Here is a 26,243-nt window from a genome sequence, read left to right as displayed (position 1 = left end):
AGTCGCCACCTGGTCGGGACGAACGGTTATGATGAAGAACGCGCTGGCTCTCCTCGGTTCTGCACTCGGGCTGACGCTCGCCGGGTGCGCCTATCCATACACGCCCCCTGCCCTTGCGCCGATTACCGCGCCTCCTCCGACCACGACGGCCGCCGCGGCGATGCCGGGCGAGGTCCGGGCGCCGGTCACGATCCTTGTGTCGATCGACGGGTTTCGGCCGGATTATCTCGATCGTGGCGTAACGCCCAACCTCAACCGGCTGCGTGCGGGCGGGGTGTTCGCGAGCATGCGGCCGTCGTTTCCGAGCATTACCTTTCCCAATCACTGGACGCTGGTGACGGGGCTTCGGCCCGACCGCAGCGGGATCGTCGGCAACAAGATGGAGGACCCGGCGCGGCCGGGGGAGACGTTCACGATGGCGACCGACGATCCGTTCTGGTGGAGCGAGAGCTCGCCGATCTGGGTCGATGCGGAGAAAGCCGGGATCCGGACCGCGACGATGTTCTGGCCGGGCGCGAATGTCGCCGTCGGGGGCAAGGTGAAGCCGGACAGCCACGGCGCGATCGACGGCGGCACGCGACCGGAGGACTGGCAGCAGTTCAATCAGCAGGTCTCGGGGACGCAGCGGGTCAACGCGGTGCTCGACTGGATGCGGCGGCCTGCGGCGATCCGGCCTAAACTGGTGACGCTGTATTTCGATACGGTCGACAGTGCGGGTCATGCGGGCGGGCCGGAAAGCGCTGGCGTGACGCAGGCGGTGGCGGATGTCGATGCGAGCATTGGCGCGCTGGTCGATGGGCTTGCCGCGCTGGGGCAGCGGGCGAACCTGGTGATCGTCGCCGATCACGGGATGGCGGCGACTAGCAGTACGCGGGTGGTGGCGCTCGACGCGATCGCGGACAAGGCGGACTATCGTACCGTCGAGACCGGGCCGTACGCGACTCTGTTCGCGGTGCCGGGGCATGAGGCGGCGCTGGAGGCGCGGTTGCTGACCCGCCACGATCATCTGCAATGCTGGCGCAAGGGGGAGATTCCGGCGCGCTTTCATTATGGACGCAACCCGCGCGTGCCGAGCTATCTGTGCCTTGCCGATGTCGGCTGGCGGGTCGATCCGAGCGCGCCGACCAAGGCTTCGGTCGGCGGGATGCACGGCTATGACAACATGGCGCCGGAGATGCGGGCGCTGTTCATCGCCAACGGGCCGGCGTTTGCGCGCGGCAAGACGATTGCGAGCTTCGACAACGTTGCAATCGAGCCTTTGCTGCGCGATCTGATCGGGTTGCCGGCCGAAGCGGGACTGGACGGCACCGACGCACCCTTCCAGAAGGTGCTGCAACGATAAGAGGAGAGGTTGTGCAGTATTTCGAGGATATCGAGGTCGGTCGGACCGCGTCGTTCGGTTCCTACGCGGTCACGCGCGAGGAGGTGATGGACTTCGCCGCGAAATACGATCCGCAGCCGTTTCATCTGTCCGACGAGGCGGCGGCGCAGACGCATTTCGGGCGGTTGTCGGCGAGCGGCTGGCATACGTGCGCGATGGTGATGTCTATGGTCGTCGCGAACCTCAAGGAGAACCAGCAGGCGGGGCTCGGGTCGCCGGGGATCGACGAACTGAAGTGGGTGAAGCCGGTGTATCCGGGCGACACTTTGCGGTGCGAGACCGAGATCCTGGAGAAGCGGGTGTCGGCAAGCCGGCCGGAGATGGGGATCTTCAAGAGCCGGATGCGGGTGTTCAATCAGGACGACGTGATGGTGATGACGTTCGTGTCTAATGGGTTAGTGGCTACCCGCCCTGCTGGCACGCCGACCGGTTGATTGGCGGTCGATCGCCCCTCACGTAATCCGGCTCTTCGTCTGACGTTGGTGTTTTTCACGCGAAGGCGCGAAGGCGCTAAGAGAAGATTTGTTCACGCGGAGACGCGGAGACGCGGAGGCGCGGAGAGATTTGGGATGGCAGAGCTTCGTCGTGGACTTCCCTGTCGCGATGAGTGGACCGTGCCGTTCCTGAGCTACTCTCCGCGTCTCCGCGCCTCCGCGTGAAAACTAGTCCTTCTCTTCGCGCCTTCGCGCCTTCGCGTGCACCAAACCTGCTCTAGTTACTGCGCCGGACGACCGCCGCCGCGGTTGCCGCCGCCCTGACGACCGCCGCCTTGCCGTCCGCCCCCGAAACGCTGGCCGCCGCCGCCGCGATTGCCTCGGAATGCGCCGTCGCCGCGATTGCCGCGGAAGCCGCCTTGCGCTTGTGGCTGCTGGGGGTTTGTGACCTGGCCGGGCTGAGCAGGCTGCCCGGGCTGACCGAACTGGCCGCGATCGGGACTACGGCCACGATCCCAGCCTTGGCCGGGACCTCGCCCGGGACGGCCGTTGCCGAACTGGCCCTGACCGGGGGTGCCGGGGTTGCCCTGGTAGCCCGGGCGATTGCCGCGCCAGCCGCCGTCTCGGCCGCCATTGCCGCGGTTGCCGAAGCCTCCCCAGTTGCCGCGACCGCCGTCGTTGTGGTTGCCGCGATACTGCTGGCGGCCCTGCCAATAGCGCTGCTGGTTGCCGTTCCAGCGGTGCGGACGACGGTAGCGGTCGTAGACGTACACGCCCGAGCCGGGATAATAATAATCGCCGCTCCAGCCGTAATAGGAGTTCAAGCCGCCATAGCCTGCGAAGCCGTCGTAGCCGCCGCCGTAGCCTGCGCCGTAATAGCCGTCGTAGCCGCCGCCGTAGCCTGCGCCGTAATAGCCGTCGCCGTAGCCACCACCGTAATAGGGATCGCTGGCATAGCCGACGCCCGCGCCGCCATAGCCGTACCCGTCGGTGCAGCCTGCGACGCCTAGTCCGAGACCCAAGGCTAGGCCGATAATGCCGAAGCGCTTCAAAAACATGGAAGTTCTCCCGTACGTGGAGAGCGGACACAACGCGCCGCCATTCATCGCATAACGGAGTCGGTATGTCGCAAGTTCCATGAATGGGGTCTGACGGGGTTTCGTTTGGTGGTGAGCGCCTGTGCGGGCTAGGCGCACTCCCCTTGCTGTTTCCTCGCGAGCGCGGGGGTCCAGGGTGACGGTATGCTACGGTATTTAGCTGGGCCCCCGCTTCCGCGGGGGAACGGCTATGTGGTTATGTCTTCCGAGCCGTCAGTGGCCGGGGAAGTGGATCAGGGCGGTTGCTTCGATGCCATCCGAGCGGAGCGCGTCTGTTCCGCCGAGGTCGGGAAGGTCGACCAGGAACTGGGCTTGCGTGACCACGGCGCCGGCCTTGTGGAGCAGGCGGACTGCCGCGCGGGCGGTGCCGCCGGTGGCGATCAGGTCGTCGACCAGCAGGACGCGTGCGCCAGGGGCGAAGGCGTCGGCGTGGATCGCGATGCGGTCGGTGCCGTATTCGAGCGCATAGTCCTCTGCGATGGTGGCGCCGGGCAGCTTGCCGTCCTTGCGGATCAGCAGGACGCCGGCCTTTAGCGGGGCGGCCAAGGCGGCGGCGAAGAGGAAGCCGCGGGCTTCGATTCCGGCGACTAGGTCGACGGTGCCGGAGACTGCTTCGACCATCCGTTCGATCGCGGTCGCCCAGCCTGCCGGGTCGAGCAACAGTGTGGTGATGTCGCGAAACTGGATGCCGGGCTTGGGGAAGTCCGGGATGGTGCGGATCAGGGCTTTCAGGTCGGCGTTGCGCGCGTCGGTATCGGACATGGGCGTTCCCTTCTCTCCGCACGGGGCGGTGGACGTGCCGACACGCGACGCTGCGCTACGGCCAAAACGAAAGCGGCGGATCAGGCTATTTGCCCGTCCGCCGCTCCCTTATCCGTGCGCCCTTACCGCGGGAGCCGGGCCGTCATCAATGCTTAACGTCGCGCCAGACGTTCTGGTAGGCGCCCCAGGCCAGGCCGCAGAAGATCAGGATGAAGATGATCGACGCGAACCCGGCGGCATGGCGCGCCTCGAGATTGGGCTCGGCGGTCCAGGTCAGGAACGCCGAGACGTCGGTCGACATCTGCTCCTTCGTCGCCTTGGTCCCGTCCGCGTAAGCGACCTGGCCATCCGACGTGAGCGGTGGCGGCATCGCGATGTTGAGGTTCGCGAAATACGGATTGTAGTGGAGCCCGGTCGGCGTCTTGATGTCCGGGAACTCCTTCAGCAGCGCGGCGGGCTGCGTCGTGTAGCCGGTCAGCAGCGAGTGGACATAGGCGGTGCCGTCCTCGCGCGCCTTGGTGATTAGCGACAGGTCGGGCGGCAGCGCGTTATTGTTCGCGGCGCGCGCGGCGATCTCGTTGGCGAACGGCGACGGGAAGCGATCCGACGGGATGTTCTTGCGCGTTGCCGGCTCGCCGGTCTCCGGGTTGATCGACGGCTGCTCGATCACCCACTGGTTGGCGATCGCCTTAACCTCGGGGTCGGTATAGCCGATCTTGGTCAGATCGCGGAACGACACGAGCCGCAGCGAGTGGCAGGCCGAGCAGACTTCCTTGTAGACCTGGAACCCGCGCTGCAGCTGGCGACGGTCGAACTTGCCGAACACGCCGTTAGAGGCGAGCTCGATTTCCTTGGGGTGCTTGTGCGCGACGCTCTCCGCGGTCGGCGCGACGGGGTCGGTGATGACTCCCGCCACGCTGCCGAAGAGCGCGATGCCGAGCACCAGCACGAAGGCCGCGCCGACGATGGAGGCGATGAGACGAACCATGTGTGTGTCCTCTAGTTCGTATCAGTGCGCGGCGTGCGGCGCGGAGGGCGCACCATGCGACGTGGGCGCCGTCGACAGCGCGGTTTTGGCCGGGCTGGTGCCGCCATGCTTGTTCAGCACCGCCTCGGTGATCGAGTTCGGCAGCGGCCGCGGACGCTCGGAGCGCGAGATGATCGGCAGGATGATCAGGAAGTGCGCGAAATAATAGGCCGCGCAGATCTGGCTGAGGATCACGTAGAACGCGTTGGCCGGCGCACCACCGCAATAGCCGAGCACGAAGATGTCCGCGACCAGCACCCAGAACGCGATCCGCGCCTTGGGACGGTAGTTCATCGAGCGAACCGGCGAGCTGTCGAGCCAGGGCAGGAAGAACAGCAGCAGGATCGAGCCGAACATCGCCAGCACGCCCCAGAGCTTGGCCGGCAGGATGAAGTCCGCGGTGAAGGCGCGCAGGATCGCGTAGAACGGCCAGAAATACCATTCGGGAACGATGTGCGCGGGCGTCGAGAGCGGGTTCGCCGGGATATAATTATCCGGGTGGCCGAGATAGTTCGGGAAGAAGAACAGCAGGCCAGCGAAGATCAGCATGAAGATGCCGAGCCCGAAGCCGTCCTTCGCCGTGTAATAGGGGTGGAACGGGACGGTGTCCTGCTCACCCTTGACGTCGACGCCGGTCGGGTTGTTCGAGCCCGGGATATGCAGCGCCCAGATGTGCAGGATGATGACGCCCGCGATCACGAACGGCAGCAGGTAATGCAGCGAGAAGAAGCGGTTGAGCGCGGCGTTGTCGGGCGCGAATCCGCCGAGCAGCCAGATGCGGATGGTGTCGCCGACCAGCGGGATCGCCGAGAAGAACCCGGTGATGACCTGCGCGCCCCAGAAGCTCATCTGGCCCCAGGGAAGCACGTAGCCCATGAACGCGGTCGCCATCATCAGCAGGAAGATGACGACGCCGAGCAGCCACACCATCTCGCGCGGCGCCTTGTACGAGCCGTAATAGAGCCCGCGGAAGATGTGCGTGTAGACGACGATGAAGAACATCGAGGCGCCGTTGGCGTGGGCGTAGCGCAGGAACCAGCCGGCGTTGACGTCGCGCATGATGCTCTCGACCGAGTCGAACGCGACCCCGCCGTTGGCGGCGTAGTGCATCGCCAGCACGATGCCGGTGACGATCTGGATCGCCAGCGCGGCGCCGGCGAGGACGCCGAAGTTCCAGAAGTAATTGAGGTTGCGCGGGACGGGATAGCCGCCGCCGAGTGAATTGTAGACGAGCCGGGGAACGGGAAGCCGCTCGTCCAACCACCGCGTCAGCGGCAGCTTCGGTTCGTATTGCTTGGCCCAGGGAAAGCTCATGTCGTTTTCCTCAGCCTACCGTGACGACGGTGTCGGAGTTGAAGGCGTAGTCCGGAACGTGGAGGTTCGACGGAGCGGGGCCTTTGCGGATGCGCGCGGCGGTGTCGTAGGCCGAGCCGTGGCACGGGCAGAAATAGCCACCGAACGGCCCTTTGTTTTCGCCCTCGCCCGCGCCGAGCGGAACGCAGCCGAGATGCGTGCAGACGCCCAACGTGATCAGCCAGTTCTTCTTGCCCGCCTTGGTGCGCTGCTCGAGCGTCTGCGGATCGCGCAAGGTCGAGATGTCGACCGCGTCGGCTTCCGAGATTTCCTTCGGCGTCAGGTTGCGCACGAAGAGCGGCTGCTTGCGGAATGACGTCTTGATCGCCTGGCCGGGGAGGATCTTCGAGAGGTCGATCTCGGTGGTCGACTGCGCGAGCACGTCGGCGCTCGGGTTCATCTGGTTGATCAGCGGCAGGACGATCGCGACCGCGCCGACACCGGCGAAGGAGACGGCTGCGATGTTGATGAAATCACGGCGGCGAGGATCATGGGCCTCTTCGTGAAACGGCTCTGGCGATTCGCCGGGGGGAACCATGTCGTCGACTATCGCCATTCATCTCGCCCTTGCACGTTATTTTTTTCGTGGCCTGGCGGGGTTTTCGGTTTCGACGAACCGTTGCCCACCCTGCCCGACCGTCCCCACGGAGGCTGGCCTTTGATAGACGGCGGGGTGCGGGTTTGCCAACTGCATTTTGCTTTGGGTTACCACCCGGCCCTCGGCACGCTAAGGGATCGGGCATGAGAATTGCCCTGTATCAGCCCGATATCGCCGGAAATGTCGGCGCGATCCTGCGGACCGCCGCGTGCATGGGGATCGGCGTCGACCTGATCGAACCGATGGGATTCACCTGGAGCGAGAAGGCGGTGGCGCGATCCGGGATGGATTATGTCGGCGCGGTCGACGTGGTGCGGCATGTCGATTGGGATGCGTTCCTGGCGCAGGTGCAGGGGCGGATCGTGTTGCTGACGACGAAGGGCGCGGTGCGGCTGGATGTGGCCGAGTTTCGTAGCGACGACGTGTTGTTGATGGGGAGCGAGGGGACTGGGGTGCCCGAGGACGTGCATGCGCGCGCCGATGTGCGGGTGCTGATCCCGATGCGGCCTGGGTTGCGGTCGATGAATATCTCGGTGGCGACGGGGATCGTCGCGGCGGAAGCGTTGCGGCAGACTGGCGGCTGGCCCGCCTAACGTCTGTGGGTGCGGGGCGCTCCGTCGCCAACGCCCGTCATCCTGACGAAAGTCAGGATCCAGAGCCACAAAAGGCCGCGTTCGTTACCCTGGATCCTGACTTTCGTCAGGATGACGGAAATTCGGGCACGGTCGCGCTTCCAGGCGGCCTGCCCCCTCCCCGTTCCGGGGAGGATTTGGTAGAGACCCGCGCATGACCGATCTCGACCCCCAACAAGCCGCCGCCCGAACCTGGTTCGAATCCCTGCGCGACCGTATCTGCGCGGAGTTCGAGGCGATCGAGCGGGAGGCGGGCTCCGACGCGTCGTTCGAATACACCCCCTGGGACCGGATCGATCCATCGGGCGAACCGGGTGGTGGTGGCGTGCGCGGCGTCATGAAGGGCAAGGTCTTCGAGAAGGTCGGCGTGAACGTCTCGACCGTCGGGGGCACGTTCGAAGGCGACTTCGCCAAGTCGATCCACGGTGCCGGCGACGACCCACGGTTCTTCGCGACCGGGATCAGCCTGGTCGCACATATGACCAACCCGCATGTGCCCGCGGTGCACATGAACTGCCGCTTCCTCAACACCACCAAGCGCTGGTTCGGTGGTGGCGGCGATCTCAATCCTCCCTTGCCGATCGAGGAGGATACGGCCGACTTTCACGCGACGATGAAGGCAGCGTGCGATGTGCACGACCCGGCCTATTACGAGCGGTTCAGGGAATGGGCGGAGACCTATTTCTACATCCCGCATCGGAAGGTGAGCCGCGGCGTCGGCGGGATTTTCTTCGATCATCTCGACGGTGATTTCGAGAGCAATTTCGCCTTCACGCGCGATGTCGGCGAGGCGTTCATCGACGCCTATCCGCGGATCGTGCGGCGGCGGATGGATACGCCATTCGATGCGGCCGAGGAGGCTCAGATGCTCGAATGGCGCGGGCGGTATGCCGAGTTCAATCTCGTCTATGACCGGGGGACGCTGTTCGGGCTGAAGACCGGCGGCAACATCGATGCGATCCTGATGAGCCTGCCCCCTCGCGCTACGTGGTCGTGATCCGGTGGCGCTGATCCCGGTTGCCGACGACGTCCTTGCGACGATCGTCACGACGCTGGAGATGCGGACGCGGCCACCGCTGCGGCCGAGCCCGGGATCGCGGTTGCGGCTGGTGAAGTGGGAGCGGCCGGCGCTGGAGAAGTATCGCGCGCTGTTTCGGCGGGTGGGGAGCCCGTGGCTGTGGTTCTCGCGGCTGGTGATGGCGGACGACGTGCTGGCGGGGATCGTCCATGATTCGGGGATCGCGGTGTATGCGGTGCTCGATCCGGCGGGGATCGAGGTCGGGATGCTCGAGCTCGATTTCCGCGAGGCGGGCGCGTGCGAGATTTCGTATTTCGGGTTGATCCCGGAGCTTGCGGGGCAAGGTCATGGGCGGTGGCTGATGGCCGAGGCTTGCGCGCGGGCCTGGGCGAAGGGGGTGGAGCGGGTCTGGCTGCACACCTGCACGCTCGATCATCCTAGCGCGCTGGGGTTTTATCGGGCGCAGGGGTTCGTGGCGGTGAAGCGGACGATCGAGACGTTTCCCGATCCGCGGGCTTCCGGGTTGTTGCCGCCGGAGACGGCGCCGCAGATTCCGTATTTGGCTAAGCGGGGGTAGGCAGAAAGACATGTTTCCCCGCGAAGGCGGGGACCCAGACTGGGCTCCCGCCTTCGCGGGAGAACAAGAGGCAGAGGGTTTACTGCCTTGGCAAACGCTGAGCCCTGCGCCTTACCTGGCCAAGCGGCGGTAGGCGGAGATCGCGATCAGGGCCATCGCTATACCGGCCGCCATCGCCGCCACCGCAGCGCCGGCATCGACGATCGCCAGCGCGACCGGGTTGGCCTGCCCGCCGTCGCGCAGCGCCTTGTCGGCCATCATGAACGGCGCGCCGACGAGCCAGCCGCTGATGTAGCTGAACGCTGCCAATCCCATGAGCGGGAGCCCCGAGCCTCGGCTAAGCGTGAAGCTGCGTCGGATCGCAGCCAGCGCACCAAGCGGGGCTTCGGCGAACATTGCCGGGCCGGTCAGCATCGTCCGGCCGAGGATGTAGAGGCCGGGGATCGCGTATAGCAGCAGCCCTGCGCCGGCCGGCAGCGACACGATCACCATCGCGAGCAGGAAGCGCGGGAAGATCCGCAGGCACCGCGTCAGGCTTGCACGCAGGTCGAGATGCTCGCGATCGAGATACAGCGCGTAGAACAAGGACGTGCCGAAGAAGCTCATTACATAGGCGAGCAGGTACCAGCCGCCATGCGCCGCCGCCCAGGTCTGCACCGCATCGGCCCAGACCATCGCCTGGGCTTCGTTGTTGCCCGCCGCCGCGTCGGGCATCGGCGGATCGGGCACGACCAGCGCGAGCGCGAACGCGGGCAGGAACAGGAACGGTGCGGCGATCCGTAGCAACAGGTCGCGGTCGCGCTTGAACAGCGTCCAGGCGTCGGTGAGAACAGTCGCGAAATCAAGCTTCATGGGACGGCGTGTTTCTCTCTGGTCGCGACATAGAGCTGCGCGGTGAAGACGGCGGCGAGCGCCGTGAAGGCGGTGGTGACGATCGAGCCTGCAACCCCCGCAAGGAAGGCCGCCGTCGCGACCGAATCCGCGCCTAGCACGAGTCGGAAGACGATACCCGTGACGGACTGCGCCGCACCGGTCGCGACCAGCAGCACGATGCAGAACAGCACCAAGACGCCGATGATCCGCCAGGTCATCCCCTTGGTCAGCTGGATCGACCGACGGATCGCGCCGACACCGAGGCGTTCGTTGAGAATGACCGGATTGAGCAGCACCAATCGCGCGCCGATCCAGAGCAGCACGAGTAGATAGGCCAGACCGTAGAGCGCGGTGAAGCTGGCGGCACCGACGCTAGGCGACGTCATCTGCGCGCTGGAGCCACTGGCGGCGGCAGCGAAGTCGAAACCGGACTGGACCAGAACGACGATCGGCGGCACCGCGAGGAGAGCCGCGACAATCGTCAACAGGACGGTGATGCCAAGCGCCGGCACGACGCGCGCGCTCCCTTGCCGACGTGCGGACGCGGCTTCAACCGCCGGATCGGTCGCGATCGCGACGATCGAGAGTTGCGCCCAGATCATCGCGACGAGCGCGCCGATCGTCAGGACTGCGCCAACCAGCATCGAAACCGGATTTGCGCGCGACGTGAACGCAACGAATCCGTCCCGCACGACCGTCGGCAGCAACATGCCGAGCACCGCGATCCGCGCGATCATGCCGGTGCGCCCGTTGAGCACCTCGACCGTGCGATCCCAGACCGTTCCCATCTTCACGCGTGCGTTGACTATGCCCGTCGTCGCGCCTGTCGTCGCCATGCCTGTGCTCCCGCCATTCCCGTTCCTGCGCGAGGTAGCCCAAGCCCTCGCGCTTGACCACATGGTTGAAACGCTCGCCGCGGTTGCAACTTCGGATGCGGGTGCGCAATTGGGATCGGTGACCACCCGTACCCTCTCCGATATCGAATGGCGGACCAGCGTCGGCCTTACCCCTTACGCGGACGCGCTGGCCCAGATGGAGGCGCGGGCGGTAGCCGTCGGCGTGAACGAGGCGCGCGAACTGCTGTGGATGCTCGAACATCCGCCGGTCTACACCGCGGGCACCAGCGCCGAGCCGGGCGACCTGATCGACGCGCGCTTTCCGGTGATTCCGACCGGGCGCGGCGGGAAATACACCTATCATGGGCCGGGGCAGCGGATCGGCTATGTCGTGCTCGACCTGACCAAGCGCGGGCGCGACGTGCGGTGCTACGTCCACGCGCTCGAATCCTGGGTGATCGCAGCGCTAGGCGAGCTGGGCGTCGAGGCGTTCGCGGTCGATGGCCGGGTCGGCATCTGGACGCTCGATCGGGGTCGCGAGGCCAAGATCGGGGCGATCGGGGTGCGGGTCAAACGCTGGGTGACGCTCCATGGCTTCTCGGTCAACGTCGACCCGGACCTGTCGCACTTTGGTGGTATCGTGCCCTGCGGCCTTCCGGAATACGGCGTTACCAGCCTGCAATCGCTCGGCATTCCGGCCGACCTTGCAACTTTCGACGCGGCCCTGGCGTTGACGGCCGATGCTTTCCTTGAAACAGTTTCTTGTCCTTGAGAAAACGAGGCTTGAGGGCAAAGCGTTATCGGATTAATGTCCACTACGATTTGGGTATTAAGGGCGAGCAGCCAGCCAAATCCTCTATCTAGGGAGCTTCCACATGCGTGCACTCATTTCCAAGGTTCTGACCGGTTCGCTGATCGCCAGCGCAGCACTCGCTGTTTCGGCTTGCGGTCCCAAGACCGAGACCACGACCGACAACACGATGGTCACCGACATGAACGCCACTGAGGGCATGGACACGATGTCCGACAACATGACCGCAGTCGACGGCGCGTCGAACGGTGGCATGATGGCCAACGACACCATGATGGCGAACGACACGATGATGTCGAACGACACCATGATGACGAACAACGCGATGACCACCAACGCAATGTAATTTCCGCAAGGAAACTACGACGTTGTGGAGGGCCGCCCGGGCAACCGGGCGGCCCTTTTCGTTATTGGTGGTGCGCGATGGGTTTCGGCGATCGAAGCACGTGCGGGAGCACCCCCACAGCTCCGCTGTCGAGCGATCGTTTCGGCGCCGACGGATTTCTGACGTTCCCACCCGGCAACGGCGTCGGACGACAGGTCGAAAAGGTTAAAATCGCTTGGGAGTTTCACGGAAACGCTTTAGATTCGATCACTTGGAATGCCCTGGGGAGGTTGGAATGAAGGTGTTGCGTACCGCGCTCGCGCTCTGCGTGGCGTCGAGTGGGCTCGCTGTGGCGCAGTCGGCGTCGGCGCAGTTCTTTTTACAGTCGCGCGATTTCTCGGGCGCAGCCGTCACCGGTGAAGAATCCGACCTTGGCCAGGCCCTGCCCGGCGCGACGTCGGCGGAGATGCGGGCGGCGTTGGTGTGGCACATGCGTGCGGCGCTCAACGTCGCGGCGTTGCAGTGCCAGTTCGAACCGACGCTGTTGACCGTGCCGAACTACAACTCGATCCTGGCCGATCACGGCGAAGAGCTGAAGGGGGCGTTCGATACGCTGACCAAGTACTTCGTGCGCGTGAACAAGGCGGCGGGCCCCAAGGCCGGCCAGACAGCGCTCGACCAGTTCGGGACGCGGACCTATTCGAGCTTTGCCACCGTGGCCGCGCAATACGGCTTTTGCCAGACCGCAGGGTCGATCGGGCGTGATGCGGTGTTCGCACCGCGCGGTCATTTCGCCGACGTCGCACTGGCGCGCTCGCGGGAGTTGCGCAACAGCCTGATCCCGTGGGGGGAGCAGCGCTTTCCCCGGTACATCGGTCGCGAACGGGGAGCACCGATGATGATCCGCCTCGATCCGATCTGCTGGAACAAGAAGGGCGAATGGGTCGTGAAGAAGTGCGGCGCGCAGAACTGGCCGCCGGTCGGTTTGGGTATGGCGACTCGCTGAGAGGGCTGGCTCGGGGGTTGAGTGATCTGGAGAAGTACCTCCCAGTCCTCACCCTTCGCACCTGGCAACCGGCCGCCGGGCCTTCCCTTTGTTCAACATCCTGATCACCTAGCGTTACGCAATACCCACGCGAGAGCTGGAGTGGTGCGTGAGGCTAGGGTTAGCGCAGACCGAGCAGCTTGTGCGTCTGGAGCGACAGTCGCCATTGCGGGCGTTCCATCACCAAATCTACGCACGCCTCGCGGTTCGCATCCGCCCGCGGATCGTCGAGCGGCTGGAGCAGGAAGTTCTCGAAGTCCCAGGTTTCGACTTCCTCAATGTCACTGCCCGGCTGCGGCCAGACGAGCTTCAGCTCGTGCCCGGCGCGCTGGACGACGATGCTGCCGGCCTTGGGGCTGATGCAGATCCAGTCGATTCCCGGATGCGCCGGGATCGTGCCGTTGCTCTCCATCGCGATGCGGAAGCCGTACGCATGCAGCGCATCGACGATCGCGTCTTCGATCTGGAGCATCGGCTCGCCACCGGTCAGGACGACGAATCGATCGTGCACCCCTTCTCCCCAGAAGCCCGCTACCGCTGAAGCCAAAGCTTGCGCGTCGGCGAACTTGCCGCCGCCAAGCCCGTCGGTACCGACAAACTCGGTATCGCAGAACTTGCACACCGCGGTCGCGCGGTCCTGTTCGCGGCCCGACCACAGGTTGCAGCCGGCGAACCGGACGAACACTGCGCGGCGACCGGCGTTGACGCCCTCCCCCTGCAACGTGAGGAACATTTCCTTGACGGCGTAGCTCATGTCAGGCCGGCTTGACGGCGTAGCGCGTCGGATCGGCGATCCCCGCCTCGTCGAAGCCGCGCGAACGCAGGCGGCAGCTGTCGCACTCGCCGCAATGCTCACCGGCGGGCGTCGGATCGTAGCACGACCAGCTGAGGCCCAGATCGAGCCCGAGGCGCGTGCCTTCGCGGACGATATCCGCCTTGGTCATCATCTGGAGCGGCGCCTGGATACGGAACGGTTCGCCTTCGACGCCGGCCTTTGTCGCGAGTTCGGCGAGCCCTTCGAACGCAGCGATGAACTCGGGACGGCAATCGGGATAGCCGGAATAATCGAGCGCGTTGACGCCGATATAGATGTCGCGCGCGCCGGCCGCCTCGGCCCAGCCGAGCGCGAGGCTGAGGAAGATCGTGTTGCGTGCAGGGACGTAGGTGACGGGAATGCCACCGCCGTCTTCGGTACCAGCGCCGTCCTTCGGCACGTCGATGTCGGCGGTCAGCGCGGATCCGCCGAACGCGGACAGGTCCATCGGCAGGACGATGTGGCGCTCGGCACCGAGTGCGCTGGCGACGCGGCGTGCGGCGTCGAGTTCGATCCGGTGACGCTGGTTATAGTCGAACGATAGCGCGAGCACGCGCTGGCCGGCTTCGCGCGCGAGCGCGGCGGATACCATCGAGTCGAGCCCGCCCGAGACGAGGGCGACCGCAAAGGGAGCAGGGGATGTCATGATGCGTGTTCGCTAGGCCAGCGAGCGCAAAAAAGAAAGGGGCCGCCCGGCGGAGCGGCCCCGAGTTTGGCGCGGACGCGCGCCACAAGGGAGAAACGTGCTGAATAAGAGCACGTGACCGGAAATAGGGGCGAGGCGTAAAAACGCCGTTAACGCCGCACTTCCCCTCTCCCCTGGGGGGAGAGGGAGGGAGGCGCCGTAGGCGACGGAAGGGTGGGGGGTAGTTGGGACTAGTGTCCTGAGCCTCACGCCCCTCACCCTCCCACGACTACGTCGCGGGCCCCTCCCTCTCCCCTGTAGGGAGAGGGCTTAGTCCTCCACCGCCACCGGGAACTTGGTCGCGCAGAACGCGCAGTCGACGATGATAAAGCCGGTTTCGTCCGCCATCGAGCGCCGTTCTTCGATAGGAAATTTCGAAATCACGCCCCGGATATAATCCGGATCGCAGCGGCAGCCGCGCATGATCGGGATGTCGGCGAGGATGCGGACGTCTTCCTCCTCGTTGAACAGGCGCCAGACGAGCGTTTCCAGCGGCAACGTCGCATCGGTGAGTTCATCGACGCCCATCGTGTTGCCGAGCGTGGCGACATGCTCCCATTCCGGATGATCGAGCTTGGTATGCAGGCGCTCGCGCCCGTCCTCGCCCTCCGGGAGGTGCTGGAGGAACAGCCCGCCCGAGATACAGCGGCCGTCGGGGCCTTTCGCCATCCCGGTGCGGATCATCGTCGGAATCTGCTCGGACTGCGTGAAATAGCTCTGCGCGGCCTGCGACAGTGTGTCGCCATCGAGCGGCACGATGCCCTGATAGCGCTCGTTGCTGGTCGCCATGTCGAACGTGATCGCGAGATAGCCGGCGCCGAACAGCGCGAACAGCGATGGTTCGGCAGGCGCTTCGGCGAGCTTGCCGGCATCATATTCGATGTAGCCGCGCACTTCGCCGCCGCGGTAGTCGCAGACGAGCAACTGGACGACGCCGTTGTCGGTGCGCGTCTGCATCGTCAACTGGCCGCTCGAATCCTTGAGCGTCGAACCGATCAGCGCGGCGAGCGTCAGCGCTTCGGAGAGCAGCTTCTCGATCGCGGGCGGATAGGCATGCGCGGCGAGCACTTCATCGAGCGCGGTGCCGAGCCGGACGATCCGACCGCGCGCACTGCGCGCGGGGATCGCGAAGGCCAGCGCGCGGTCGAGATCGGTCACATTGGGGTCGAATTTTGGCGTATCGTTCATCGTCCGCCAGATGGTGACCCTGCCCGTTCAGGTCAACCGATCTGCCCGAAGCACCAGCGCAGGACAGACTTCTGCGCGTGGAGGCGATTTTCGGCCTCCTGCCAGATCAGCGACTGCGGGCCATCGATCACGTCGGGCGTGACTTCCTCGCCGCGATGCGCGGGGAGGCAGTGGAGGAACTTCGCGTCGGGCTTGGCAAGCGCCATCAAGGCGGTGTCGACCTGGTACGGGGTCAGCGCCTTCAGCTTCGCTTCGGCATGCGCCTGCCCCATCGAGATCCAGGTGTCGGTGACGACGATATCCGCGCCTTCGACAGCCTCCCGCGGGTCGGCGACGACGCGTGCCCGGCCGGAGGCGCGGACGATCGCCTCCTCTTCGGGTTGGAACCCCTGCGGGCAGGCCGCGACGACGTCGAACTGCATCAGCCCGGCGGCCTCGACGATCGAGGCGAGCACGTTGTTGCCGTCGCCGAGCCATGCGACCTTGAGGCCGGGCAGCGTCTTGCCGCTCTCGATGATCGTCAGCAGGTCGGCCATGATCTGGCACGGATGCGACGCGTCGGTCAGGCCATTGATGACCGGGACGGAGGCGTAATGCGCCATCTCCTCGATCTTGGCATGATCGTCGGTACGGATCATGATCGCGTCGACATAGCCCGACAGGATGCGCGCGGTGTCGGCGATCGACTCGCCGCGGCCGAGCTGCATCGAGCCGCCGTCGGACACGATCGAAGTGCCGCCGAGCTGGCGGATCGCCATGTCGAACGAGAAGCGCGTGCGGGTGGAGCTCTTCTCGAAGACCATCGCGAGCGTGTGGCCGGCGAGCGGCGTGTCGGCATCGACGCGGCCCTTGGGGAAGCCGGCGCGCGCCGCCTTGCGGTCGAGTGCGTCGGCGAGCATCGCGGCGATGCCGTCGGCTCCGGCGTCGGTGAGATTCAGGAAATGGCGCATAATTCCTCCCCGGCACGGGGAGGGGGACCGCGCTCGCAGAGCGGGGTGGAGGGAGTTTCAGGCCGGATCACCCCCCGGGTGATCCTAGAACATGCGGGGCATATTCTACCTGAAACTCTCCACGGGCACTGCGTTGCGGGGAAGCCCCCCTCCACCATGCTTCGCATGGTCCCCCTCCCCGTATCGGGGAGGATTTAAATCAATCGTCGGCGGCGGGCACGTAGACGCGCGCGGCGGTCGACAGCTTGTCGATGCACTCGGCGATGTGGCTCTCGTCGATCACCAGCGGCGGCAGGATGCGAACGACGTTCTCGCCCGCCGACACCAGCAGCAGATTATGGTTGTCGCGCGCGAACGCGACGAACGCGCGGCTGTCGCTCTTGAGCTTCAGCCCAAGCATCAGCCCGGTGCCGCGGACGCTGTCGAACAAATGATCGTGGTTGGGGATCATCTGCTCGAGCCCCTGCCGCAACCGGTCGCCCATCGCGGTGACGTTGTCGAGGAACCCGTCCTCGAGCATCACGTCGAGGATCGCCTCGCCCGCCGCCATCGCCAGCGGATTGCCGCCATAAGTCGAGCCGTGCGTGCCGGCGACCATGCCCTTGGCCGCTTCCTCGGTCGCGAGGCAGGCGCCCAGCGGGAAGCCGCCGCCGATACCCTTGGCGACCGCCATGATGTCCGGCGTGATGCCGTACAGCTCGTGCGCGAAGAACTTGCCGGTGCGCCCATAGCCGCACTGGACCTCGTCGAGCACCAGCAGCAGGCCGTGCTCGTCGCAGGCTTTGCGCAAACCGGTGAGGAACTCGTGGCTCGCCTGGCGGATACCGCCCTCGCCCTGGATCGGCTCGACCAGGAAGCCCGCGGTGTTGTCGTCGATCAGCGCCAGCGCACCTTCGAGATCGTTGAACTTCGCATAGGCGAACCCCGGCAGCAGCGGCTCGAACCCGTCGCGCATCTTCGCCTGATTGGTCGCCGAGATCGCGCCGAGCGTGCGCCCGTGAAACGCGGTGTCGAACGTGATCAGCGTGTGACGCTGCGGATTGCCGTTGGCGAAGTGATAGCGCCGCGCAGTCTTGATCGCGCACTCGACCGCTTCCGCGCCCGAATTGGTGAAGAACACCGTGTCGGCGAAACTGTTGTCGACAAGGCGCTGCGCGAGGTGCTCGCCCTGCGGCGACCCGTACAGGTTCGACACGTGCATCAACGTGGCGGCCTGATTGGCGATCGCCTTGGTCAGATGCGGGTGGCCATGGCCGAGCGCGTTGACCGCGATGCCGCTAGCGAAATCGAGATACTGCTGGCCGTCCTCGCCGAAGAGGTACGCGCCCTCGCCTCGGACCGGACGCACGCCACACCGCGGGTAGACGGGCATGAGCGGGGTGATGGTCACGACGGCAAGCTCCTTCAAACAGAGAAGGCGACCCTTAGCGGCCGCCCGAACCGCCTGATACGAGCGCGCGACGCCGGGAGCAACACCGCTTGCATCACCCACCAAAGCTGACCGAGATTATATCGCCGTCACCCTGTCGCATCACCCTAAACAAGCGCATGCATCGGAAGACGCGGCGCCAGGATCCTGTGTGCTTTGATTCGATTCGAATGACCTCGTCGAAGTACAGGGGAGATAATCATGATCAAACTTACAATCGGCGTAGCATTGATATCGACCGCGATATCGCCGGTAGTCGCGCAAGACGTCCTGTCGGGTACTTGGAAGGGTGATATCAGTGCCAGTCAATTGTCCACCAAACCTTCCAGCACGTTGATAGACAAGGGACTATACATCTGCGCCACCTGCAAGCCGGTGGTGAAGGTCGCCGCCGACGGTGGCTGGCATGCGGTGGCTGGACAGCCCTACTACGACGAGATGTCGGTCACCGTCGTCGATCCGGCGGTCGTGAAATACGCGACGAAGAAGGGCGGCAAGATCGTCAGCGAAGCGACCGAGACGGTGTCTGCCGACGGAAAATCGATTGCGACGGCCTTCAGCGAGACGGTGGGCACGACCGGCGTTCCGATCACCGGCACGTCGGTCAGCGATCGCGTTGCCCCCGCCCCTGCCGGCGCGCATGCCACGTCGGGCTCTTGGCGCCAGACCAAGGATGCGCAGGTGTCCGACAGCGGGCTGACGTTCACGTTCGCGCAGGTCGGCAAGGTCGTGACCTACTCGACGCCGATCGGCATCTCGTTCGCCGCGACGATCGGCGGTCCGGCAGTGCCGGTGACGGGCGATCCAGGCTGGACGACCGTGTCCCTGACGCAGCCCAGTGCCCGCACGTTGCACGAGACCGATATGTTCGAAGGCAAGGTGACCGGCAAATTCCTCATGACGGTCTCGCCCGACGGCAAGACGATGACGATCGACGTCAACGATATCAAACGTGGGAAAACGTCGACGCTGGTCGCCTACAAGCAGTAGGTGATCGTTTGAGAGCCATGACGGTGCCCAGCTAGTGTACTCCCGCGAAGGCAGGAGCCCAGGCTGGGCACGAGCCTTCGCGGGTGAACACAGTGGCGGTGGCAAGCTTGGCGAACTCGGGCCGCCTCCGTGTCGTTTTCGGACGGGCGCGACATCGCCACCCGTTCCCTACACGCTCTACCGTTACGTCACGCGTCGATCGCTTCCTCGTCCATCCGACCCGCGTTCTCCTGGATGAACGCGAACCTGTGCGCGGGGTTGTTGCCCATCAGGCGGTCGACCAGGTCTTTCACCTGCGCGCGCTCCTCATATTCCTGCGGGAGCGTGATGCGGAGCATGCCGCGGGTGGCGGGGTCCATCGTGGTTTCGCGGAGCTGGCTCGGGTTCATCTCGCCGAGGCCCTTGAAGCGGCCGACATCGACCTTCTTGCCCTTGAAGACGGTGCGTTCGAGTTCGGCGCGATGCGCGTCGTCTCTCGCATAGACGCTCTTGGTGCCGACAGTCAGGCGGTAGAGCGGCGGTTGCGCGAGGTAGAGGTGCCCGCGGCGGACGAGTTCGGGCATCTCCTGGAAGAAGAACGTCATCAGCAGCGTCGCGATGTGCGCGCCGTCGACGTCTGCGTCGGTCATGATGACGATGCGTTCGTAGCGGAGCGTGTCCGGCGTACAGTCCTTCCGGGTGCCGCAGCCGAGCGCGAGCGTCAGGTCGGCGATTTCCTGGTTGGCGAAGATCTTGGCGCTGGTGGCCGACGCCACGTTGAGGATCTTCCCACGGATCGGGAGGATCGCCTGCGTCTTCCGATCACGCGCCTGCTTCGCCGAGCCGCCAGCCGAGTCGCCCTCGACGATGAAGAGTTCGGTGCCTTCGGGCGAGTTAGCCGAGCAGTCGGTGAGCTTGCCGGGGAGGCGGAGCTTCCGCGCGGACGTCGCTGTCTTGCGCTTGACGTCGCGTTCCTGCTTGCGGCGCAGGCGTTCGTCCATCCGCTCCAGCACATAGTTCAGCAGCGCCTTGCCGCGCTCCATGTTGTGGCTGAGGAAATGGTCGAAGTGATCGCGTACCGCCTTCTCGACGAGGCCGGCGGCTTCGGGGCTGGTGAGGCGATCCTTGGTCTGGCTTTGGAATTGCGGTTCGCGGATGAAGACCGACAGCATCAGTTCGCTGCCGACCATGACGTCGTCGGCGCTGATATCCTTCGTTTTCTTGTTGCCGACGAGATCGCCGAACGCGCGCAAGCCCCGGACCAGCGCCTGGCGGAGGCCCTGTTCGTGCGTGCCGCCATCGGGGGTCGGGATGGTGTTGCAATACCAGCTGTACGAGCCGTCGCTCCACAGCGGCCATGCGACCGCCCATTCGACGCGACCCTGCGTTTCGCCGTTCGCGCTCGGGAAATCCTGCGAGCCCGAAAAGAAGTCCGAGGTCGCGCATTCGCGGCCGGCGATCTGGTCGCGCAGGTGATCGGCGAGTCCGCCGGGGAACTGGAACACGGCCTGGGCGGGGGTATCGTCGCCGATCAGATCCGGTGCGCAGTGCCAGCGGATCTCGACGCCGGCGAACAGATACGCCTTCGAGCGGACCAGCTTGTAGAGACGCTGCGGCTTGAAGTTCAGTTCGGTGCCGAAGATCTCGGTGTCGGGCGTGAACGCGACGCTGGTGCCGCGACGGTTGGGCGTGGCCCCGAGATGCTCGATCGGGCCGAGCGTCAGGCCTTTGGCGAAGCGCTGGCGGTACAGCTGCCGATCGCGCGCAACCTCGACGACGGTGTCGGACGATAGCGCGTTGACGACGCTGATGCCGACGCCGTGCAGACCGCCCGATGTCGCATAGGCCTTTCCCGCAAACTTGCCGCCCGAGTGGAGCGTCGAGAGGATCACCTCGAGCGCGGACTTGTCGGGAAACTTCGGATGCGGATCGACCGGGATGCCGCGGCCGTTGTCGACGATCGTCAGGCGGTTGTTCGCTTCGAGCGTGACTTCGATGCGCGTCGCGTGACCGGCGACCGCCTCGTCCATCGCGTTGTCGAGCACTTCGGCGGCGAGGTGATGCAGCGCGCGCTCGTCGGTACCGCCGACGTACATGCCGGGGCGGCGACGTACGGGTTCGAGGCCTTCGAGCACCTCGATCGAGGACGCGTCATAGGTGTTGGCGGCGGTTTTGCCGGCGCCGGGCGTCGAGGGGGACGCGAACAGATCTTCAGCCATGGCGGGAACGTAGCCGCAGGCGTCGGACAAAGCCACAGGCTCCGTTTGTTCTCCCTGTGATGCAAAAGTCACATTGATATAGATTGTTGCTTTGGGGGGATAACTTTCGCGGAACCGGCCGTTTATGAAAAACCTGTCATGAAGTTTCCGGGAGTGAATATGACTAAGACGATGATGGTGGCGCTTGCCGGCGCCGCTACGCTGGGTTTTGCCGCAATGCCTGTCGCGGCACAGGAGATCACCGAAGACGCACCGTTCAGCGGCATCTATTTCGGTGCGGCCGGTGGCTATGACGTGCAGCCGAACGACGAAGGTTCGTCGATCCTGTTTGATCGCAACCTCGACGGCCGCTTCGGCGATGCCGTCACGACCGCGGCTGGCGCCAACGCGTTCTCGCCCGGCTTCTGCAACGGCGCCGCGCGGAGCAGCACGGCTCCTGCCGTCGGTGGCCGTGGCTGCCGCAACGACAAGGACAACACCGCCTATTATGCGCGCGTCGGCATCGACCAGCAGCGTGGTAACATCGTCGTCGGCGTCGTCGGCGAGTTCGGCAAGTCGAACATCCGCGACAGCGTCACCGCCTTCTCGACCACCCCCGCCTTCTACACGATGACGCGCGACCTCGACTGGGAGGCCTCGATCCGCGGCCGCGCCGGCTATGCGGTCAACACGACGCTGTTCTACGGCACGTTCGGTGCGGGCTATGCGCGCATCAACCGCGATTTCTATTCGAGCAACACCGCCAACGCCTATGCCCAGAGCGGCAAGAAGAACCAGTTCGGCATCACCGGCGGCGGTGGCATCGAGCAGAAGCTCGGCAAGAACATCTCGGTCGGCATGGAATACATGTTCCACCAGTATCAGGACGACGACGCCCGCGTTCTCGTGACGCGCGGCACGCAGCCTGCGAACAACCCGTTCGTGCTCGCGCCGAACACGGCTGGTACCGCGTTCAAGCGTTCGGATGACAACTTCCGCTGGCACAGCCTGCGCGGCACGGTGGCGTTCCGGTTCTGAGGCGAAGGGCGGCCTGCACCAAGCTGGTGCAGGACTCGCCCAAGCCCGGCCGGCGCGGCTAGCCGCGGCCGACGACGTGGGCTTTGCCCATGGCTAGCGTAATATGAAAAAGGCCGCTTCCCAACACGGGGGGGCGGCCTTTTTTGGTTCCATGCAAAGTTTGTTTTCCCGCGAAGGCGGGGATCCAGTCTGGGCTCCCGCCTTCGCGGGAGAACAAGGTGGGGATGCTCGCCCTCAACCTCGTCCACCACCCCGGCGAAGGCCGGGGCCCAATTGGGCAACGTAGTCAACTGAGCGAAACCCGTCATCACCATGACCTTCCCAATTGGGCCCCGGCCTTCGCCGGGGTGGTGTAACAGTCAGAAAAAAAGGCCGCTTCCTCACCCGAGGAAACGGCCTTTTCTACATCACGCTAGCCATGGGCAAAGCCCATGTCGTCGGCCGCGGCTAGCCGCGCCGGCCGCGCTTGGGCGAGTCCTGCGCCAGGTTGGCGCAGGCCGCCCTGCGCCTCACCTGGGCCGCGGTCCGCCGAACGGCAGTGGCGGGGTCGGACGCCGATCGCGACGGGGCAACTGCGCCTGGTAGGCATGCCCGCAATGATCGACGCAATACGGGAAGCCCGGGTTCACCGCCTTGCCGCAGAAATGGAAGTCCGGCTCGCCAGGATGGCCGAGCGGCCATTTGCAGATGCGGTCGTTCAGTTCGAGCAGGCTCGTCTTGTTGGCCATCTCAGCCGACGGCTTGGCGGGAACCAGACGACGCGGCGGGGCTGGCGTGCTCGGAGGCTGCTGCTCACCGGGTGCCTGGCGGAGGAAGCCGCCTGGGCCGACCGAGCGCAGAATTGGCTGCGGCGCGCGGACGGGCGCGGCCACAGCCGGAGCCTCGTCCTCGTCTTCGTCCTCTTCGTCCTCAGGCTCTTCAGCGACCGGCTCCGGCTCGACCGGTGCAGCAGGCTTGGCCGCTGCCACGACGGGCTCTGCGACCGGGGCGGGCTTGGGGGCCTCGACCTCGACCGCCTCCGGTGCCACGACCGGCTCGGGGGCAGCCGCCGCGGCCGACGCCGACGCTTCTGCCGCAGCAGCCGCCTTCGCCTCGGGATCGTTCGGCTTCACCGGCGACGGGCGCGCCTGTAGCTCGAGGCGATGCGCCTTGCCGATGACGGCGTTGCGGCTGACGCCACCCAGTGCTTCGGCGATCTGGCTGGCGGTCTGGCCGGCCTCCCACATCGTCTTGAGCGTCGCGATGCGCTCGTCGGTCCAGGACATGTTCGTTCCTTAGTCTTGCTCAGCCGGGTTGCGGGCGGCAGCGGCAGCGATTACCCGCAACGCCTATGAGCAGCCAGCCCCCAATCGGTGAAATCCATTCGGCGGTGCATTCCGCCCCCGGCGTTCCCGTCATAAAGAGCGTGAACTGGGAGGGATTGCGAACCCTCTATATCAAGGAGGTGCGCCGGTTCTTCAAGGTGCAGCTTCAGACGGTGTGGGCGCCGGCGATCACGACGCTGCTGTTTCTGATCGTGTTCACCATCGCGACGGGCGCGAAAAGCCCGGTTCCGGTCGATGGCCAGATCGTCGCGTTCGCCGATTTCATCGCGCCGGGGCTGATCATTGCGCAGGGGATGATGGGGCCGGCGTTCGCCAATGCGAGCTTCTCGCTGCTGGTCGGCAAGATGCAGGGCACGATCGTCGATTACCTCCAGCCGCCCTTGTCGACGGGTGAACTGCTGGGCGCGCTGGTCGGTGGAGCGGTGACGCGCGCGGTGATCGTCGGGATCGTCGTGTGGGCGGCGATGGCGCTGTATCCGGGCGTGCACGTGACCCCGCATGCGCCGCTTGCGATCATCTGGTTCGGGTTGCTGGGTGCGACGTTCCTCGCGCTGCTGGGCGTGCTGACGTCGATCTGGGCGGACAAGTTCGATCATGCCGCCGCGGTCACCAACTTCGTGATCGCGCCGTTGTCGCTGTTGTCGGGCACGTTCTATTCGGTCGACAAGCTGGCGCCGGCGTTCCGCGCGTTCAGCCATGCGAACCCGTTCTTCTACATCATCTCGGGGTTCCGATACGGGTTCCTGGGGATCGCCGACTCGCCGGTGATGATCGGCGGGATCGTGATTCTGGTGATCGATCTGGTGCTGGCGACGCTGTGCTACCGGTTGCTGAAGAGCGGTTGGAAGCTGAAGAACTGATGCGGGGCCTCGCGCTTTGGCTGGTGGCGTTGGCGGTGGCCTTGCTGCCGGTCGGGGCGGTGGCGCAGGGCGCGGTGGCGGACCCGGCTTTGCGGGCTAGGGCGGATGCGCTGGTCGCGATCCTCGACGGTCGCGGCGCCTACGACACGTATTTCGCGGCGAGTTTCCGCGAGAAGGTGCCGAAAGCGCAGTTTTCGGCGATCACCGCGAAGCTGAAGACGACGCTGGGCGTGCCCCAGAAGATTGAGTCGTTGACGGCGACGTCGGCATGGTCCGCGGATCTGGTCGTTGGCTATGCGCGGGGTACGGCGAGTGTTCGGCTGGTGATCGACCCCGCGGCGCCGCATGCTGCGACCGGGTTGCTGATCACCGGCACGGGGGCGCGCGACGATAGCCTGGCGAAGGTCGAGGCGGAGTTTCGTGCGCTGCCGGGGGCTAGCGGGTTCGGGCTGTATGCGCTCGGCGAGGGTAAGCCCGAGCCGATCCTGGAATACCGCGCGGACGTGGCGGCGCCGCTCGGATCGGCGTTCAAGCTCTGGGTGTTGGCGGAACTGGCCCGGCAGGTGGCGAGCGGCGAGCGGCGTTGGGAGGACGTCGTGAACGTCGGGGCGCCGTCCTTGCCGTCGGGCGTGTTGCAGACCTGGCCCGCCGGGTCGCCGGTGACGGTACAGACGCTCGCGACGATGATGATCTCGATCAGCGACAATACCGCGACGGATACGCTGCTGACGACGCTCGGGCGCGCGAAGGTCGATGCGATCGCGGCGGCGGCTGGCGGGAGCGTGCCGGTGATGACGACGCGGGAGATGTTTGCGCTGAAGGGGGATGCGGCGCTGACCAAGACTTGGGCAGCGGGGTCTGTGGACGAGCGACGGGCGCTGCTGGTCGACAATGCGGTGAAGATTTTGACTGCCAAGCTGGATCCTACCGTGTTCGCCGGGAAGCCTGTGGCGATCGACAGCGTCGAGTGGTTTGCGAGTCCGGCGGCGATGGCAGGCGTGCTCGATCGGTTGCGCAGGGCGGATGCTACGACTCGGGCAGTGCTGGCGGTGAATGCAGGGATCGATCCGGCGATTGCCAAGCGGTTTGGGTATGTCGGGTTCAAGGGTGGCGGCGAGCCTGGGGTGCTGGCCTTGAACTATGTGGTGCAGGCGAAGGACGGGCGCTGGTATGCGGCGACTGGGAACTGGCACCGGGCTGATGATGGCGTGAACGAGGTTCGGTTTGCGGGGTTGATGGGGCGGGCGCTGGCTTTGCTCGCGGCGCGGTAGGTTAGCTGCCGTTTCAGACAGACAGAGAGAGAGAGAGAGAGAGAGAGAGAGAGAGAGAGAGAGCGCGCTCGACTTTTTTGCCACCACCCCGGCGAAGGCCGGGGCCCAGTTGGTGAACGTTGCTAATTGAGGGCGGCGCGCCGTTACGACCACCTTTCCAACTGGGCCCCGGCCTCCGCCGGGGTGGTGTAATCTGGGGAAGGGCGGCGGCTAAGCCCGCCCAGCCGCCTGCCAGCTATCCGCGCAGAGCCCGTAGATCAGGCTGTCGCGTAACCCCAGATGCGTTTCCCACTCGTCGCGCAACAGGCGTTCGCGACGAAAGCCCAGGCGTTCCAACAGGACGATCGAGGCGGCGTTCTCGGTATCGGCATCCGCGAAAACCCGACTCCGGCCTTCTGCGAACAGGCGATCGATCACCGCCGACACAGCCTCCCGCGCGATCCCCCGCCCCCAAGCTTCTCGTGCCAGGATAAAGCCGATCTCCGTAACCCCTGCCCCATCGGCCTCGCTCCCCGAGACCCAGCCGATCGCGCGGTCGTCGCCGGTGCGGGTGATCGCCCAGGTACGCTGGTTGCCCGGCGCGGCTTCCTCGGCGAGATAGGTGCGCACGTCGTCGACCGAGCCCAAGGGGCCGTCGGCGGAATAGGCCATCAGCTCCGCATCGGCGAGCATCGGGTGCAGCGCGGTCGCGTCGCCCTCGACGAGCGGCCGCAGGCGCAGCCGACGCGTCTTCAGCACCGGTGATAC

At 65.6% G+C, this 26,243-nt stretch carries 27 protein-coding genes; 12 read left to right on the top strand and 15 right to left on the bottom strand.

Annotation, left to right across the window (positions count from 1 at the left end; genetic code table 11):
- Window positions 1–31 precede the first annotated feature (31 nt).
- The gene (locus AC59GX_RS12565) at window positions 32–1,342 is read left to right on the top strand and encodes an alkaline phosphatase family protein (RefSeq protein ID WP_426281855.1); all 1,311 of its coding nucleotides are present in this window, start codon (window positions 32–34) and stop codon (window positions 1,340–1,342) included.
- An 11-nt stretch (window positions 1,343–1,353) separates the two neighbouring features.
- A complete protein-coding gene (locus tag AC59GX_RS12560) occupies window positions 1,354–1,815 on the top strand; it encodes a MaoC family dehydratase (RefSeq protein ID WP_056488626.1) in 462 nt (153 codons plus the stop codon).
- A gap of 281 nt (window positions 1,816–2,096) precedes the next feature.
- Here AC59GX_RS12560 and AC59GX_RS12555 read toward each other — a convergent pair whose 3' ends face one another.
- The 5 genes from AC59GX_RS12555 to petA all read right to left on the bottom strand — a co-directional run bounded on the left by AC59GX_RS12555 (window position 2,097) and on the right by petA (window position 6,592).
- Entirely contained in the window at window positions 2,097–2,873 is a 777-nt protein-coding gene (locus AC59GX_RS12555; RefSeq protein WP_426281575.1) for a hypothetical protein, read from the bottom strand.
- A gap of 252 nt (window positions 2,874–3,125) precedes the next feature.
- A complete protein-coding gene (locus AC59GX_RS12550; protein WP_426281578.1) occupies window positions 3,126–3,674 on the bottom strand; it encodes an adenine phosphoribosyltransferase in 549 nt (182 codons plus the stop codon).
- A gap of 145 nt (window positions 3,675–3,819) precedes the next feature.
- Complete coding sequence (locus AC59GX_RS12545; RefSeq protein WP_426281580.1) at window positions 3,820–4,662, bottom strand: cytochrome c1; 843 nt, start codon at window positions 4,660–4,662, stop codon at window positions 3,820–3,822.
- Between the two features lie 21 nt (window positions 4,663–4,683).
- Window positions 4,684–6,015, bottom strand: coding sequence for a cytochrome b (locus tag AC59GX_RS12540; RefSeq protein WP_497301804.1), 1,332 nt, complete (start codon window positions 6,013–6,015; stop codon window positions 4,684–4,686).
- 10 nt (window positions 6,016–6,025) lie between these two features.
- Window positions 6,026–6,592, bottom strand: a complete 567-nt coding sequence (gene petA / locus AC59GX_RS12535; protein ID WP_056489394.1) for a ubiquinol-cytochrome c reductase iron-sulfur subunit — start codon at window positions 6,590–6,592, stop codon at window positions 6,026–6,028.
- 203 nt (window positions 6,593–6,795) lie between these two features.
- On the opposite strand from petA, the gene AC59GX_RS12530 reads away from it, so the two are divergent.
- The 3 genes from AC59GX_RS12530 (at window position 6,796) to AC59GX_RS12520 (ending at window position 8,879) form a co-directional block, all read left to right on the top strand.
- Window positions 6,796–7,245, top strand: coding sequence for a tRNA (cytidine(34)-2'-O)-methyltransferase (locus tag AC59GX_RS12530; protein WP_426281583.1), 450 nt, complete (start codon window positions 6,796–6,798; stop codon window positions 7,243–7,245).
- Window positions 7,246–7,438: 193 nt separating this feature from the next.
- The gene (hemF, locus tag AC59GX_RS12525) at window positions 7,439–8,281 is read left to right on the top strand and encodes an oxygen-dependent coproporphyrinogen oxidase (RefSeq protein WP_426281585.1); all 843 of its coding nucleotides are present in this window, start codon (window positions 7,439–7,441) and stop codon (window positions 8,279–8,281) included.
- Between the two features lie 4 nt (window positions 8,282–8,285).
- Entirely contained in the window at window positions 8,286–8,879 is a 594-nt protein-coding gene (locus AC59GX_RS12520) for a GNAT family N-acetyltransferase (RefSeq protein WP_497301801.1), read from the top strand.
- Window positions 8,880–8,990: 111 nt separating this feature from the next.
- Here AC59GX_RS12520 and AC59GX_RS12515 read toward each other — a convergent pair whose 3' ends face one another.
- Together AC59GX_RS12515 and AC59GX_RS12510 are read right to left on the bottom strand one after the other, a co-directional pair.
- A complete protein-coding gene (locus AC59GX_RS12515) occupies window positions 8,991–9,731 on the bottom strand; it encodes a hypothetical protein (protein WP_426281588.1) in 741 nt (246 codons plus the stop codon).
- Complete coding sequence (locus tag AC59GX_RS12510) at window positions 9,728–10,588, bottom strand: hypothetical protein (RefSeq protein ID WP_426281590.1); 861 nt, start codon at window positions 10,586–10,588, stop codon at window positions 9,728–9,730. Before AC59GX_RS12510 ends, AC59GX_RS12515 begins: the two co-directional genes overlap by 4 nt.
- Between AC59GX_RS12510 and lipB the strand changes: the two genes are divergently transcribed.
- From lipB to AC59GX_RS12495, 3 genes are all read left to right on the top strand, one after another.
- Complete coding sequence (gene lipB / locus AC59GX_RS12505) at window positions 10,560–11,360, top strand: lipoyl(octanoyl) transferase LipB (protein WP_426281591.1); 801 nt, start codon at window positions 10,560–10,562, stop codon at window positions 11,358–11,360. The genes AC59GX_RS12510 and lipB overlap by 29 nt on opposite strands.
- A gap of 103 nt (window positions 11,361–11,463) precedes the next feature.
- Window positions 11,464–11,745 carry a hypothetical protein gene (locus AC59GX_RS12500; RefSeq protein ID WP_056065069.1) on the top strand — a complete coding sequence of 94 codons (282 nt, stop codon included), beginning with the start codon at window positions 11,464–11,466 and terminating at the stop codon, window positions 11,743–11,745.
- Window positions 11,746–12,019: 274 nt separating this feature from the next.
- Entirely contained in the window at window positions 12,020–12,730 is a 711-nt protein-coding gene (locus tag AC59GX_RS12495; protein ID WP_056488597.1) for a hypothetical protein, read from the top strand.
- Between the two features lie 160 nt (window positions 12,731–12,890).
- On the opposite strand, the gene queE is transcribed toward AC59GX_RS12495, so the two are convergent.
- The 5 genes from queE to AC59GX_RS12470 all read right to left on the bottom strand — a co-directional run bounded on the left by queE (window position 12,891) and on the right by AC59GX_RS12470 (window position 17,796).
- Complete coding sequence (queE, locus tag AC59GX_RS12490) at window positions 12,891–13,523, bottom strand: 7-carboxy-7-deazaguanine synthase (RefSeq protein WP_426281593.1); 633 nt, start codon at window positions 13,521–13,523, stop codon at window positions 12,891–12,893.
- A 1-nt stretch (window position 13,524) separates the two neighbouring features.
- Window positions 13,525–14,229: a 7-cyano-7-deazaguanine synthase QueC gene (gene queC, locus AC59GX_RS12485; protein WP_107954448.1), complete on the bottom strand. Its 705-nt coding sequence runs from the start codon at window positions 14,227–14,229 to the stop codon at window positions 13,525–13,527.
- A gap of 309 nt (window positions 14,230–14,538) precedes the next feature.
- Complete coding sequence (gene hslO / locus AC59GX_RS12480) at window positions 14,539–15,456, bottom strand: Hsp33 family molecular chaperone HslO (protein ID WP_497301799.1); 918 nt, start codon at window positions 15,454–15,456, stop codon at window positions 14,539–14,541.
- Between the two features lie 32 nt (window positions 15,457–15,488).
- On the bottom strand, window positions 15,489–16,406 hold the full coding sequence (gene argF / locus AC59GX_RS12475; RefSeq protein WP_426281597.1) for an ornithine carbamoyltransferase: 918 nt from the start codon (window positions 16,404–16,406) through the stop codon (window positions 15,489–15,491).
- Window positions 16,407–16,605: 199 nt separating this feature from the next.
- Window positions 16,606–17,796 carry an aspartate aminotransferase family protein gene (locus tag AC59GX_RS12470; RefSeq protein WP_426281599.1) on the bottom strand — a complete coding sequence of 397 codons (1,191 nt, stop codon included), beginning with the start codon at window positions 17,794–17,796 and terminating at the stop codon, window positions 16,606–16,608.
- 240 nt (window positions 17,797–18,036) lie between these two features.
- Here AC59GX_RS12470 and AC59GX_RS12465 point away from each other — a divergent pair, with 240 nt between their 5' ends.
- Window positions 18,037–18,825, top strand: coding sequence for a hypothetical protein (locus AC59GX_RS12465; protein WP_497301797.1), 789 nt, complete (start codon window positions 18,037–18,039; stop codon window positions 18,823–18,825).
- Window positions 18,826–19,013: 188 nt separating this feature from the next.
- Here AC59GX_RS12465 and parE read toward each other — a convergent pair whose 3' ends face one another.
- Window positions 19,014–21,023 (bottom strand): DNA topoisomerase IV subunit B, encoded by a 2,010-nt coding sequence (parE, locus tag AC59GX_RS12460; protein ID WP_497301795.1) that lies wholly within the window; start codon window positions 21,021–21,023, stop codon window positions 19,014–19,016.
- A gap of 159 nt (window positions 21,024–21,182) precedes the next feature.
- Here parE and AC59GX_RS12455 point away from each other — a divergent pair, with 159 nt between their 5' ends.
- Window positions 21,183–22,040: an outer membrane protein gene (locus AC59GX_RS12455; RefSeq protein WP_253071021.1), complete on the top strand. Its 858-nt coding sequence runs from the start codon at window positions 21,183–21,185 to the stop codon at window positions 22,038–22,040.
- 509 nt (window positions 22,041–22,549) lie between these two features.
- On the opposite strand, the gene AC59GX_RS12450 is transcribed toward AC59GX_RS12455, so the two are convergent.
- Window positions 22,550–23,305: a GcrA family cell cycle regulator gene (locus AC59GX_RS12450; RefSeq protein ID WP_426281606.1), complete on the bottom strand. Its 756-nt coding sequence runs from the start codon at window positions 23,303–23,305 to the stop codon at window positions 22,550–22,552.
- A 65-nt stretch (window positions 23,306–23,370) separates the two neighbouring features.
- Between AC59GX_RS12450 and AC59GX_RS12445 the strand changes: the two genes are divergently transcribed.
- Together AC59GX_RS12445 and AC59GX_RS12440 are read left to right on the top strand one after the other, a co-directional pair.
- Window positions 23,371–24,225 carry an ABC transporter permease gene (locus AC59GX_RS12445; protein ID WP_120301080.1) on the top strand — a complete coding sequence of 285 codons (855 nt, stop codon included), beginning with the start codon at window positions 23,371–23,373 and terminating at the stop codon, window positions 24,223–24,225.
- On the top strand, window positions 24,225–25,496 hold the full coding sequence (locus AC59GX_RS12440; protein WP_426281608.1) for a serine hydrolase: 1,272 nt from the start codon (window positions 24,225–24,227) through the stop codon (window positions 25,494–25,496). Before AC59GX_RS12445 ends, AC59GX_RS12440 begins: the two co-directional genes overlap by 1 nt.
- A 210-nt stretch (window positions 25,497–25,706) precedes the next feature.
- On the opposite strand, the gene AC59GX_RS12435 is transcribed toward AC59GX_RS12440, so the two are convergent.
- Window positions 25,707–26,234: a GNAT family N-acetyltransferase gene (locus AC59GX_RS12435; RefSeq protein WP_426281610.1), complete on the bottom strand. Its 528-nt coding sequence runs from the start codon at window positions 26,232–26,234 to the stop codon at window positions 25,707–25,709.
- Between the last annotated feature and the right edge of the window lie 9 nt (window positions 26,235–26,243).

Source organism: Sphingomonas sp. 320_CC, assembly GCF_059691795.1.
Note: the sequence above shows the minus strand (reverse complement) of the source record. Positions and strands in the feature narration are given on the sequence as shown.

Coding starts and splice junctions, on each gene's coding strand:
- AC59GX_RS12550 (WP_426281578.1), bottom strand. CDS start 3,674: ATGTCCGATACCGACGCGCGCAACGCCGACCTGAAAGCCCTGATCCGC.
- AC59GX_RS12555 (WP_426281575.1), bottom strand. CDS start 2,873: ATGTTTTTGAAGCGCTTCGGCATTATCGGCCTAGCCTTGGGTCTCGGA.
- AC59GX_RS12510 (WP_426281590.1), bottom strand. CDS start 10,588: ATGGCGACGACAGGCGCGACGACGGGCATAGTCAACGCACGCGTGAAG.
- AC59GX_RS12530 (WP_426281583.1), top strand. CDS start 6,796: ATGAGAATTGCCCTGTATCAGCCCGATATCGCCGGAAATGTCGGCGCG.
- AC59GX_RS12565 (WP_426281855.1), top strand. CDS start 32: ATGAAGAACGCGCTGGCTCTCCTCGGTTCTGCACTCGGGCTGACGCTC.
- queC (WP_107954448.1), bottom strand. CDS start 14,229: ATGACATCCCCTGCTCCCTTTGCGGTCGCCCTCGTCTCGGGCGGGCTC.
- AC59GX_RS12515 (WP_426281588.1), bottom strand. CDS start 9,731: ATGAAGCTTGATTTCGCGACTGTTCTCACCGACGCCTGGACGCTGTTC.
- argF (WP_426281597.1), bottom strand. CDS start 16,406: ATGCGCCATTTCCTGAATCTCACCGACGCCGGAGCCGACGGCATCGCC.
- queE (WP_426281593.1), bottom strand. CDS start 13,523: ATGAGCTACGCCGTCAAGGAAATGTTCCTCACGTTGCAGGGGGAGGGC.
- AC59GX_RS12495 (WP_056488597.1), top strand. CDS start 12,020: ATGAAGGTGTTGCGTACCGCGCTCGCGCTCTGCGTGGCGTCGAGTGGG.
- AC59GX_RS12440 (WP_426281608.1), top strand. CDS start 24,225: ATGCGGGGCCTCGCGCTTTGGCTGGTGGCGTTGGCGGTGGCCTTGCTG.
- parE (WP_497301795.1), bottom strand. CDS start 21,023: ATGGCTGAAGATCTGTTCGCGTCCCCCTCGACGCCCGGCGCCGGCAAA.
- petA (WP_056489394.1), bottom strand. CDS start 6,592: ATGGTTCCCCCCGGCGAATCGCCAGAGCCGTTTCACGAAGAGGCCCAT.
- AC59GX_RS12545 (WP_426281580.1), bottom strand. CDS start 4,662: ATGGTTCGTCTCATCGCCTCCATCGTCGGCGCGGCCTTCGTGCTGGTG.
- AC59GX_RS12450 (WP_426281606.1), bottom strand. CDS start 23,305: ATGTCCTGGACCGACGAGCGCATCGCGACGCTCAAGACGATGTGGGAG.
- hslO (WP_497301799.1), bottom strand. CDS start 15,456: ATGAACGATACGCCAAAATTCGACCCCAATGTGACCGATCTCGACCGC.
- AC59GX_RS12540 (WP_497301804.1), bottom strand. CDS start 6,015: ATGAGCTTTCCCTGGGCCAAGCAATACGAACCGAAGCTGCCGCTGACG.
- AC59GX_RS12465 (WP_497301797.1), top strand. CDS start 18,037: ATGATCAAACTTACAATCGGCGTAGCATTGATATCGACCGCGATATCG.
- AC59GX_RS12455 (WP_253071021.1), top strand. CDS start 21,183: ATGACTAAGACGATGATGGTGGCGCTTGCCGGCGCCGCTACGCTGGGT.
- AC59GX_RS12500 (WP_056065069.1), top strand. CDS start 11,464: ATGCGTGCACTCATTTCCAAGGTTCTGACCGGTTCGCTGATCGCCAGC.
- lipB (WP_426281591.1), top strand. CDS start 10,560: ATGCCCGTCGTCGCGCCTGTCGTCGCCATGCCTGTGCTCCCGCCATTC.
- hemF (WP_426281585.1), top strand. CDS start 7,439: ATGACCGATCTCGACCCCCAACAAGCCGCCGCCCGAACCTGGTTCGAA.
- AC59GX_RS12445 (WP_120301080.1), top strand. CDS start 23,371: ATGAGCAGCCAGCCCCCAATCGGTGAAATCCATTCGGCGGTGCATTCC.